The following is a 10,444-nucleotide window of genomic DNA, read 5'->3' as shown; positions in this document are numbered from 1 at the left end:
TGGCCGGGGTCAAGGTTGTGTGAAACGGCAACGGCGCAGGATCGCTGTGGACGAAAAGGCCTTTTGCAGGGAAGCCGGACAACTTTTTCTGGCGCTATTTCGCGCTGGATGCCAGGTGTGACAGGGGCGTTGGGGTCTATGGAAAGTTACTCGAAAGTGGGCATGCAGGAGCTGGACCAGCGCCTGTCGAAAATTGTTGAAGCCGCACGCAAAAAACCGGTCTCGGTGTACCGCTACGGCGCGCCTTGGGTGTGGATCGTGTCCCAGGACGATTGGCAGAGTGCCTTGAAGGAACTGTCCAGCTACGTACCGCCAGGTCATTCACTGGTGATGTTGCGCCCACAAATCGAAGAGCTGCTGGAGGTTGCGTCCGAGCCCTTGCAGCAATGGGCGCGGGACCACCACATCCAGGTGCCGGTACCGGCCTTGATGCTCGCGTTGCTGTTGCAACTGCTGTACTCGCTGCCCAGTGAAAAACAGTTGTACGAGCAGCTCAATTACAACCTGTTGTTCCGCTGGTTTGTGGGCCTTGAGTTGAACCAGCGGGTCTGGGCGTTCTCGGTCTTCGTGCGCGATATCGGCGAGCTGCTGGACAGCCCGCACGCGGCGAAATTGCTCGAGCGCATCGTCAGTGAAGTGTTCTGCGGCGACCTGATGCACATGCCGGAGTTTTCGCTGAACTTCGCCTTGTTGCACACCTGGCTTTCCAGGCACGCAGGCCATACCAAACGCAAATAAACCGTCAGGCAACAACACGATGCCAAGGCAGCGCGTCATGCGGCGCGCGGCTTTGCAGCAGGCGCTGCGCGCGTGGCGCAATTGAATCGAGGGGGATGTGTGGATCATTGGGACTTCAACATCGGCAGGTGCAGGCCATACCTGCCCATGGCGCTCGCGCTGATGCTCGTTGCCGAGGCGCCAGCGTTGTGGGCCGAGGAAGCCGATACAGCGGTCGCGGCCGAGGCCGGAGCGCCAGCGCGCCTGGTGGACGTGAATGAGTACGTCGTGCGCGGCAACACCGTGCTCGATGCCCGGGAAATCGAAGAGGCGGTGTATGCGTTCCTGGGGCCGCAACGCAAGCTCACCGATATCGAAGGCGCCCGCGACGCCCTGCAACAGCGCTACCAGGCCAAGGGTTACCAGTCGGTGTTCGTCGAACTGCCGGAGCAGCAGGTGGAAGGCGGCGTGGTGTACCTGCAAGTCAGCGAAACCAAGATCGGCCGGGTACGCGTGGTCGGCACCGAGCACTATTCGCCGGTCAATGTCCGCGAAGAAGTACCGGCACTGGAAGAAGGCAAAGTGGCCGATTTCGCCGCGGTGCAAAGCCAGTTGGCCGTGGCCAACCGCAACCCTGGGCGCCAGGTGGTGCCGGTGGTGCGCGAAGGGCAGCGTCCGGGAACCATGGATGTCGACTTGCAAGTCGAAGACAAGAACCCCTGGCAAGCCAGTGTCGGGCTGAACAATGACTATAGCGCCGACACCGAGAAACTGCGTTCGGTGGTCACGCTGGGCCACAACAACCTCTGGCAACGCGGCCACTCGGCCTCGCTGACTTATTTCACCGCCCCCCAAGACCGGGACAACGCGCAAGTCTGGTCGGGCTCCTATAACGCGCCCCTGAGCGAGCGTTGGAACGTGCAGTTGTCTGGCTACCAGTCCGACAGCAACGTCGCGACCATCGGCGGCAGCAACGTATTGGGCAAGGGGCATTCCTATGGCGCGTCGCTGATCTACAACGTGCCGCCCCAGGGCGTTTGGGCCAACTCGCTGTCGGTGGGCGTGGACTTCAAGGATTTCGAGGAAGCCCTGCAGTTTGGCGGCTCCAATGACGAGGTGCCGATCAAGTACGCGCCGATCACCTTGGCCTACAACGGCTTTCGCTACACCGAAACCTCACAGTTCGGCCTGGGCCTGAGCATCGTTGCCGGCACCCGCAGCTTCTTCGGCTATGGCAGCGACGCCGATGAATTTCGGGCCAAGCGCTACGAGGCCAATCCCAGCTTCGCCGTGTTCAAGGGCGACAGCACCTTCACCCAGAATTTTTCCGGCGACTGGCAAGCGGCAAGCAAGCTGAGCTTCCAATTGGCCTCCGGGCCGCTGGTCTCCAACGAACAGTTTTCCGCCGGCGGAGCCACCAGTGTGCGCGGTTATCTCGCTGCGGAACGCACGGGCGATGACGGCGTGCTGTTTTCCCAGGAACTGCGCACACCGTCGTTGAGCAAGCACCTGGGTAAAGGCCTCGGCAGCTACGTCGACAACTGGCGTTTATACGTCTTTGCCGAAGGCGCGCAGTTGGCCCTGCAAGACGCGCTGCCCGACCAGGAGGCTGACTACAGCCTGGCGAGTATCGGCTTCGGCACCCGCGCCACGTTGCGCGAATGGCTGTCGGGCAGCCTCGACTGGGGCCTGCCGCTCAAGGACGGCCCGAACACCCGCAAACACGATTCACGCGTGCACTTCAATGTGCAGGCGACCTTTTGACCGGTAGGCACAGACCTTGGAGCACCCCGTTATGCATCGCTTGATTTTCATTCTTCTCGCTTGCCTGGGCCTCGTGCTGCCGGCAACGGCCAGCGCCTGGTGGCAGGACGATTGGCACTACCGCAAACAGATCAGCATCGACACCACGCCCCAGGGCGCGGCGATCAGCCAGGCGGTGGGGCGCACCTCGCTGCTGGTGCGTTTGCACACCGGCAATTTCACCTTCGATGGCGTCAACGAAAACGGCTCGGACATCCGTTTTGTCGCCACCGATGATCACACCGTACTCAACCACCAGATCGAGAGTTTCGACCCGTTGATGGGCATGGCGCTGATCTGGGTGGACGTGCCTCTGGTGGAGGGTGGCAAGCGCCAGGATGTCTGGATGTACTACGGCAACCCGAAAGCGCCGGCCACGAGCAACGCTCAGTCAGCCTTCGATGCCGACTACAGCCTGGTCTATCACTTTGACGGTGCCGTTGGCGCACCGCCACGGGACGCCAGCGCCTTTGCCAACCACGCGCAGAACGCCCCGGCAAACATCATCGACGGTGTCATCGGGCGCTCGGCACAGCTCAACGGTCAGCCGCTGTTGCTGCCGGCCAGTCCATCCCTGGGCGTGAGCGCGGGTGGTGCGTTGACCTTCAGCACCTGGTTGCGGATGGAGCAGGGCGCAGGCGAGCAACTGCTGCTGGCCCGTCGTGATGCCGGCAATGCGCTGCTGGTGGGCGTGAACCAAGGCGTGCCCTTTGTGGAAGTGAACGGCCAGCGCGCCGTGGCCAACCAGGGCGTGGCACTGGGGCAATGGCAACACCTGGCGTTGACGGCTGACGCCAGCGGCTTGCGTTTGTATGTGAATGGAAAGCCGGCGGCGAGCCTGGCGCAACCGTTGCCAGCGTTGCAGGGTGCGATTGCCATCGGCGCCGATTCACCGGCCGCCGTTGAAGCCGGCGCGGTGGCACCGACCGCTACGTATCAAGCCTTCACCGGCGCTCTCGATGAACTGCGCTTGTCCCGCGTCGCCCGTTCGCCCGAGCAGATCCTGGCCGATGCCACCGCCCAGGGCGCCGAGTCGCGCCTGGTGGTCTACGGGGTGGACGAAGAACAGTCCGGCTTCGGTTTCGGCAGCCTGGGTTTCCTGCTCAACGCGGTGCCGCTGGACGCCTGGGTGATCATTGCCGTCCTGGTGCTGATGATGCTGCAGTCGTGGGTGATCATGGTGCGCAAGAGCCGCAATGTCAGCCGTGTCAGCCGCGCCAACGAAGTCTTCCGCAGTCATTTCGCCAAGGTCGGAACGCGGCTGGAACTGCTCGCCGATGACCGCGACCTGGCGCAGCGCCTGGGCGATTCGTCGCTGTGGCGCCTGTATGGGGTGGCGGTTGCCGAGATCCGCACGCGCCGCGACCAGGGCGCCGACACCTCGTCGATCTCCGCCGCCACCATCGAAGCCATCCGCTGTTCCATGGACGGTGTACGGACCCGGGAAAACCAACAGCTCAGTTCCAAGTTGTCGACGTTGTCCAACGCCATCGCCGGCGGCCCTTACATCGGCCTGCTGGGGACGGTGCTGGGGATCATGGTGGTGTTCCTCGGCACCGCCATGGCCGGTGATGTAAACATCAACGCCATCGCCCCCGGCATGGCAGCCGCGTTGCTGGCCACCGCCATGGGGTTGTTCGTCGCGATCCCGGCGCTGTTTGGCTACAACCGCCTGACCACGCGCAACAAGGAAGTCAGCGCCGACATGCGGGTATTCGTCGACGAGTTCATCACCCGCCTGGCCGAAGTCCACGGCGAAAGCCAGTCCAGTGAAGCGGCGCATCGACGGGGCAACCACGTCGCCAGCCCATCGTTGACGGTGTAGGGGAGCGACCATGGCCAACCTCAATAGCGCCTCGGACGACGACGAAGATGCCGCCGTCGACACCATCAACATCACGCCGCTGGTGGACGTGCTCATGGTGGTGTTGGTGATGTTTATTCTCACCGCCACCGCCCAGGTCTCCGGGATCCAGATCAACCTGCCGAAGGCCAGTTCGACCATCTCGCTTTCGCAGCCCAAGACCAAGGCGATTTCCATCAATGATGGCGGCCAGGTGTTCCTCGATGCCTACCCGGTCACCCTCAACGAACTGGAAGATCGCTTGCGTATCGAGAAAGCCCAGAGCCCGGATTTTCCGATCATCGTGCGCGGGGACTCGGCCGTGCAGTACCAGAAAGTCATTGAAGTGCTGGACCTGCTGCGTCGCCTGGAATTGTCCCAGGTGGGCCTGGTCACCGGCAAACCGAGCCAGGGCTGAGTCATGACGTCTTTTCCTGAACAGCCGCAAAACGGTCATCTGGAGCGACAGCGGGACGCCACCGGCAGGGTGCGTCGCGTGTTGCAGTGGACCGTCGGTTTGCTGGTGGGCGCGGGCTTGGCCTGGCTGCTGTGGACATGGGCCAACGACATGAGCGGCATCCGTCGCGAGGCGCCGAAGATTCCGGCGATCATTCCGTTGCCGCCACCTCCGCCGCCGCCCCCGGAAAAACCGCCGGAGCCGGAAAAACCGGTGGAAGAAAAAATCGTCGAGCCCGAACCGACGCCCGAACCAGAGGAAGTCAAGCCGGAGGAAGAAGCACCGCCTTCACCCGCCGAGGACCTGGCTGACCCGATGCAAATGGACAGCGACGCCCAGGCTGGCTCCGACGCTTTCAATATCGGCGCGGGCAAGGGCGGCGGGATGGCTGGCGCCGGTGGCGGACGCCTCGGCAACGGCACCTACAGCCAGTTCCTCGCCTACAGCTTCCAACGCTTGCTGCGCGAGTCGCCCGAGCTGCGCAACCTGGTTTTCCGCCTGGAGGCCGATGTCTGGCTGGACCAGGCCGGCCGGGTGATCCGGGTGGAGCTGGGGCGCACCAGCGGCGATGCCGAACTTGACGCCAAGGTGCTGGCCACCTTGCGCGCCTCACCCAATCTGGAACGCCCACCCGCCTCGTTGCAGGTGCCGGTGCGTATCCGCCTACAAGGACGCCGGCCGGGCTAAGCCGGGTCGCCAAGAGACCATTAGGAGTTGTGTTCATGATCTGCAAAGTTAATCGATTGGCGCTGGGCGTCGGCCTGGTGATCGCCAGCCTGGCGGGTAGCGCGTTGGCGCAGACACCCTCGCAGAACGCGACGGTCAATCTGATTCGCCTGTTGGTGCAACAAGGCGTGCTCAAACAGGACCAGGCCCAAGCGCTGATCGACCAGGCCGAAGCCGAGGCCACGCAAGCCCGGCAGACGGCCGCCAACACCGCAGCGGTGCCAGCGCCAGGCGCGCCGGGCGAGGTCCGGGTGCAGTATGTGCCGGCCATCGTTCGGGAACAGATTCGCGACCAGGTGAAAGCCGAAGTGATCGCCCAAGCCAAACAGGAAAACTGGGCGCAGCCCAACACCTTCCCCGACTGGGTCTCACGCGTCACCTTTGAAGGCGACGTGCGCCTGCGCAACGAGTCGCGCTTCTACTCGGGCAGCAACAGTAACGAGATCGTTGATTTTGCCGAGCTCAATAACAGCGGGCCTTATGACGTCAACCCCAACAGCGGCTCACAACTTCCACCGCTGCTCAATACCCGCGAAGACCGCGAGAACATGCTGCGCCTGCGCGCTCGCATGGGTATGCGGGCCGCGCTTTCCCCGCAATGGACAGCCGCTATCCGCCTGGGCACGGGCTCGGACAGCAGTCCAGTCTCCACCACCCAGACCTTGGGCGGCGGCTTTGACAAAAAGGACCTGTGGCTCGACCAGGGCTACCTCAACTATCGCCCGACCAAGGAACTGAGCTTCACCGGTGGACGCATGCCCAACCCGTTCATGTCTACCGATCTGCTGTATTCCAACGATCTTAATTTCGACGGCTTGGCCGGCTCGTTCAATCACTCGTTGAACCGCGACCTGGCGCTATTCGGCACCCTCGGTGCGTTCCCGGTGGAGTACAGCTCCGACAGCGCGTCGAGCGATGGTTTCAACAAGGAAGACAGCGAGAACAAGTGGCTCTACGGCGCCCAGCTTGGCGCGAACTGGGCATTTGCCCCGGACAACAACATCAAGGGCGCGTTGGCTTATTACCAGTTCGATGACATCGAAGGGCGGCGCTCCAACCCCTGTGCCATCTATGACGGCGCCCCCGCCTGTGACAGCGACGAAACGCGCCCGGCCTTCATGCAAAAGGGCAACACGTTGATGGAACTACGCGACCTGGTGCCGGACCCTTCCGCGCCGACCACCTCGCCGCAGCCGCAGTTCGTAGGCCTGGCCTCGGAGTTCAACCTGCTCGACCTCAACCTGGTGTGGGACACTTTGCTGTTCGACGACCTTAAGCTGCGTAGCCAGGGCAACTACCTGGTCAACCTCGGCTACGACGAAGGCAAGATGCGCAAGCGCTCGGCCGGTGCGCTGGCCAACAACCTGGATGAGAACGGCGACATCGAAAGCGGTGACAGTGCCTGGATGCTGCAGTTCACCTTGGGCAGTGCCCTGGACCTGAAAAAGCGCGGCGACTGGAACCTGTTCGCCGGCTACAAGTACATCGAGCCGGATGCCTTGCCGGATGGCTTCAACGATTCTTCGTTCCACCTCGGGGGCACCAACGCCAAGGGTTATTTCCTCGGCGGCAACTATGGAATCGAAGACAACGTATTGGCCACCGCGCGCTGGCTGAGCAGCGAAGAAGTGTATGGCGCGCCGTTCGCTATCGACGTTCTGCAACTTGAGCTCAATACGCGCTTCTAGCGCCGGGAGGACCATATGACCAGGCCATTTCATCCCGTCATCCACGCTGTGGTGCTGTTGCTGGGCCTCGGCGCAGCCTTGGGTGCTTCGGCGCAAACCTTGGAGGAGCGCCTGCGTGCCCAGTTGCGCAGCACCACACAGCAGTTGCAAGCCTTGCAGAGCGAACAGGCGCAAGGCACCGCTGCGCGCCAGGCAGCGGAGAGCCAACTGAGCGCGGCGCAAGGGCAAATCAAGCAACTGACCGCCGAACTGACCAAGGCCCGCAGCCAGAACGAACAACTGGGCGCCCAGCAGGATGCCGTGCGCAGCAGCGCCCAGGCGCAGGTGGCGGCCAGCGGCGAGCAGGTCGGCAAATTCAAGCAAGCCTACGAAGAACTGCTGGGCCGGGCTCGCGGTATCGAAGCGGCGCGCGCCACCCTGCAAGCCAGCCTGACCAGTCGCGAGAGCGAAGTGCAGCAATGTGTGGCGAAGAACCAGCAGATGTATGGCGTCGCCAAAGAGATCCTCAGCGCCTACGAAAACATCGAGGTCAGTGATGTGCTGAAGATTCGCCAGCCCTTCGCCAGCGGCGCGCGGGTGAAGTTCGAGGAATTGGCGCAGCGCTATGGCGATGCGCTGTACCAGACCCAGTTCGACGCCACCACGACCACCGCGGGCAAATAATTACCGCCCACTTTTACCCAACAGGAAAGTTCTGCCATGACCACACAAGCACTGATCCAGAGCATCACCGCCGAGCAACTCGGCGAGTTGCTGCAAGTCGCTGGCTACCGCGTCAATCGCACCGAACAAGGCGCGGTAGTGCAGTTGTTGAGCGCCAGCCAGGGCATCGGTTTTGCCGTGCGCTTCGGCAACCCGGCCGCCGCCGAGGGTAGCTTCCTCGACTTTACGTTCAGCTGCGCGTTGCGCATCGAGGGCAAGTTGCCGGAAGGCTTGGTCGAAGTCTGGAACGCCAGCCGCCGCTTTGCCCGCCTCAGCCTTCAGGGCGAATTCCTGGTGATGGAGATGGACGCGATCGTCGCCGCAGGCGTCAGCGAGGACCACTTGCGCGGCGTGCTGGAGCTCTGGGACCGCTTGCTGCAAGAGTTCGTGGTGTACCTGCGCGAATACAGCCAGCAGGCCCGCCAGCAACAGGCGGTGGACGCTGCGCCAGTACCAGAAGTCGCGGTTGAAGAGGCTTGATCGTGATGAGCAGGTTCAGCAAACGGGTGGGCGTCAGTCTTGTCATTCTGGTGGCGGGAGGCATCGCCTTGGTGGTGGCCCTCGACCCTGGCGATTCACCCCATGCCTCGGTACCGCCGACACAACCGGTAGCGGCCCGAGGCCAAGGCGAGACCGCGCCGGCCGTTGCCAGTCTGGGTGAACTGCGATTGAGCAGCGCCGAACTCAACGGTGTGCTGGGCTCGTTGGCACCGCCGGTGCGCGAGCAACTGCGTGCCAATCGTGGCGCCCTGGAAGGCTGGATTCGAGCGCGCCTGGCGGAAAAAGCCTTGTTGCAGCAGGCCGACGCGCAAGGTTGGCAGGAACGCCCGGAAATTCAACAGATGACCCGAGCCGCCACCGAACAGATCCTGTTGCGCACCTATCTGCAATCCGTCAGCCAAGTGCCTGCCGATTACCCGGATGAGCAGGCGCTGCAACAAGCCTATGACGCAGCGAAGGACCAGCTGCAAAGCCCGGCGTTGTATCGCGTCAGTCAGATTTTCATCGCGCTGGAGCCGGGTGCCAACGAAGAGTCGGTGCGCAAGAAAGCCACCGAGCTGGCACGCCGCGCCCAAGCTCCCAATGCTGATTTCGCCGCGTTGGCCCGGGAGTTTTCCGAGGACCAGGCCACGGCGCAACGAGGTGGCGACAGCGGCCTGCAACCGTTGCAGCAATACGTGCCGGAAATGCGCCAAGTGCTGGCGCGGCAGCGGGTTGGCAGTGTTTCCGACGCGTTGCGCAGCCAGGCGGGTTTTCACGTTCTCAAGCTCACCGATATGCAACCGGCACGTCCCGCCAGTCTGGATGAGGTGCGTGGGCAGTTGCGCGAGGCGCTGCGCAATCAGCGCCAGGAGCAGGTGGCCAGGGCATATCTGGAAGGTTTGGTCAGCAAGGCGACGTTGAGCATCGATGGCGCGCAACTGAACGAGGCATTGGAGTCTGTTCGTTAAGCGGCGCAGCCGCCGTGGAGCTACCTTAGGGAGGAGGGCGTATGGCGTTAGAGGAGATTGGCAAGGTTCAAGATTACGTGCGGCTGGGTGCTTCGGTGACGACCGATGATCAAGCGCTGAAGGGCTTCAAGGATCCGCAAGCGCTGGAGTTTTTCCTGGTGGCGGCACGCTGTAGCTGTTTCATGCAGGCCGCGCGCAGCCTGAATGTCAAAGCCTCGTTGTTGCGCAAAAAACTTTCGCGGTTATCCAGCCATTACGGCCGGCCCTTGTTCGAACACCGGGGCAATGCGCTGATGCTCAGCCAGGATGGCCGTGACCTGCGTAGCCAATTACTGGCCCACCGTGCGTTGCTGGCGTTGCCTGATGTCTTCGACACCGATCAGGCCCTGGTGCGGGTGGCCGTGGCCGAGCCGTTGCTGCACGACGTCCTCAACCGCGCGCTGCTTGGCTTCTTGCGCCAACACGCCAACGTGCGCCTGGACCTGGTGCGCCTCGACGGTCAACCCGGCCAGGAGTCGATTGAGGCGGATGTCATCGTCTGGCTCACCGACCCACGGGCGACGGCGCCGCAGCTATCTTTCCCGGTGGCCGAACTCAGTTGCCTGGCCGAACTGGAATACATCCCGCACATAGCCAAGCGCTACTCCCGGGAAGCCAGTCGCCCACGCAGCCTTCCCGAGCTTCAGGACTACATGCTGGTCAGCCTGCACAGCTACGCAAAAATGCCTTCGCTGGCACCGTGGAACCGCGCCGTCAGCGAGCGCCGCTCAGGCGTTACGCAGGTGAACTCCTATGAGTTGATGCGCCAGATGATTCAATGGAGCGCCTGTATCGGCCTGCTGCCGCACTACGTTTGCTCGCTCGACAAAACCCTGCAACCTTTGCCCGAATTGTTCACTGGCGACATGCAGATGCAGGTCTGGCTGGCCGTGCATGGCGATGAAGCGCACAGGCAGGAAGTCGTGCGATTGGTGGCGATGGTCCGCGCGGCGTTTGAAGAGCACGAGGACTGGTTCTAGGCTGTGCCGGTAGCTGAGCCGTTGTTTCAAGGCTCAGC

Annotated in this window: 10 protein-coding genes; all 10 read left to right on the top strand. The window is 62.8% G+C overall.

Annotated elements, in window-relative coordinates; translation table 11 throughout:
* The first annotated feature begins 138 nt into the window (after nucleotides 1-138).
* The 10 genes from J3P82_RS14085 (at nucleotide 139) to J3P82_RS14040 (ending at nucleotide 10,406) form a co-directional block, all read left to right on the top strand.
* A complete protein-coding gene (locus J3P82_RS14085; protein ID WP_434557384.1) occupies nucleotides 139-738 on the top strand; it encodes a transposase in 600 nt (199 codons plus the stop codon).
* A gap of 147 nt (nucleotides 739-885) precedes the next feature.
* Nucleotides 886-2,481, top strand: a complete 1,596-nt coding sequence (locus J3P82_RS14080) for a ShlB/FhaC/HecB family hemolysin secretion/activation protein (protein WP_434557383.1) — start codon at nucleotides 886-888, stop codon at nucleotides 2,479-2,481.
* Nucleotides 2,482-2,512: 31 nt separating this feature from the next.
* On the top strand, nucleotides 2,513-4,345 hold the full coding sequence (locus J3P82_RS14075; protein WP_434557382.1) for a DUF2341 domain-containing protein: 1,833 nt from the start codon (nucleotides 2,513-2,515) through the stop codon (nucleotides 4,343-4,345).
* 10 nt (nucleotides 4,346-4,355) lie between these two features.
* Entirely contained in the window at nucleotides 4,356-4,781 is a 426-nt protein-coding gene (locus tag J3P82_RS14070) for an ExbD/TolR family protein (protein WP_434557381.1), read from the top strand.
* Between the two features lie 3 nt (nucleotides 4,782-4,784).
* On the top strand, nucleotides 4,785-5,507 hold the full coding sequence (locus J3P82_RS14065) for an energy transducer TonB family protein (RefSeq protein WP_434557380.1): 723 nt from the start codon (nucleotides 4,785-4,787) through the stop codon (nucleotides 5,505-5,507).
* A 35-nt stretch (nucleotides 5,508-5,542) separates the two neighbouring features.
* A complete protein-coding gene (locus J3P82_RS14060; RefSeq protein ID WP_434557379.1) occupies nucleotides 5,543-7,234 on the top strand; it encodes a putative porin in 1,692 nt (563 codons plus the stop codon).
* Nucleotides 7,235-7,249: 15 nt separating this feature from the next.
* Nucleotides 7,250-7,897, top strand: a complete 648-nt coding sequence (locus J3P82_RS14055) for a DNA repair protein (RefSeq protein ID WP_434557378.1) — start codon at nucleotides 7,250-7,252, stop codon at nucleotides 7,895-7,897.
* A 36-nt stretch (nucleotides 7,898-7,933) separates the two neighbouring features.
* Nucleotides 7,934-8,416 (top strand): YbjN domain-containing protein, encoded by a 483-nt coding sequence (locus J3P82_RS14050; RefSeq protein ID WP_434557377.1) that lies wholly within the window; start codon nucleotides 7,934-7,936, stop codon nucleotides 8,414-8,416.
* A gap of 5 nt (nucleotides 8,417-8,421) precedes the next feature.
* On the top strand, nucleotides 8,422-9,387 hold the full coding sequence (locus tag J3P82_RS14045; protein WP_434557376.1) for a peptidylprolyl isomerase: 966 nt from the start codon (nucleotides 8,422-8,424) through the stop codon (nucleotides 9,385-9,387).
* A gap of 41 nt (nucleotides 9,388-9,428) precedes the next feature.
* Entirely contained in the window at nucleotides 9,429-10,406 is a 978-nt protein-coding gene (locus tag J3P82_RS14040; protein ID WP_434557375.1) for a LysR substrate-binding domain-containing protein, read from the top strand.
* Nucleotides 10,407-10,444 lie beyond the last annotated feature (38 nt).

The organism is Pseudomonas sp. Z4-20 (assembly GCF_051131955.1).
GTDB classification, from domain to species: Bacteria; Pseudomonadota; Gammaproteobacteria; order Pseudomonadales; family Pseudomonadaceae; genus Aquipseudomonas; species Aquipseudomonas marvdashtae.
The sequence above is the reverse complement of the archived record's forward strand: the minus strand, read 5'-3'. Positions and strand labels throughout refer to the sequence as shown.

Bases quoted from the DNA above. Each gene is read 5' to 3' on its own strand.
- J3P82_RS14085 (WP_434557384.1), top strand. From the start codon at position 139: ATGGAAAGTTACTCGAAAGTGGGCATGCAGGAGCTGGACCAGCGCCTG.
- J3P82_RS14080 (WP_434557383.1), top strand. From the start codon at position 886: ATGGCGCTCGCGCTGATGCTCGTTGCCGAGGCGCCAGCGTTGTGGGCC.
- J3P82_RS14075 (WP_434557382.1), top strand. From the start codon at position 2,513: ATGCATCGCTTGATTTTCATTCTTCTCGCTTGCCTGGGCCTCGTGCTG.
- J3P82_RS14070 (WP_434557381.1), top strand. From the start codon at position 4,356: ATGGCCAACCTCAATAGCGCCTCGGACGACGACGAAGATGCCGCCGTC.
- J3P82_RS14065 (WP_434557380.1), top strand. From the start codon at position 4,785: ATGACGTCTTTTCCTGAACAGCCGCAAAACGGTCATCTGGAGCGACAG.
- J3P82_RS14060 (WP_434557379.1), top strand. From the start codon at position 5,543: ATGATCTGCAAAGTTAATCGATTGGCGCTGGGCGTCGGCCTGGTGATC.
- J3P82_RS14055 (WP_434557378.1), top strand. From the start codon at position 7,250: ATGACCAGGCCATTTCATCCCGTCATCCACGCTGTGGTGCTGTTGCTG.
- J3P82_RS14050 (WP_434557377.1), top strand. From the start codon at position 7,934: ATGACCACACAAGCACTGATCCAGAGCATCACCGCCGAGCAACTCGGC.
- J3P82_RS14045 (WP_434557376.1), top strand. From the start codon at position 8,422: ATGAGCAGGTTCAGCAAACGGGTGGGCGTCAGTCTTGTCATTCTGGTG.
- J3P82_RS14040 (WP_434557375.1), top strand. From the start codon at position 9,429: ATGGCGTTAGAGGAGATTGGCAAGGTTCAAGATTACGTGCGGCTGGGT.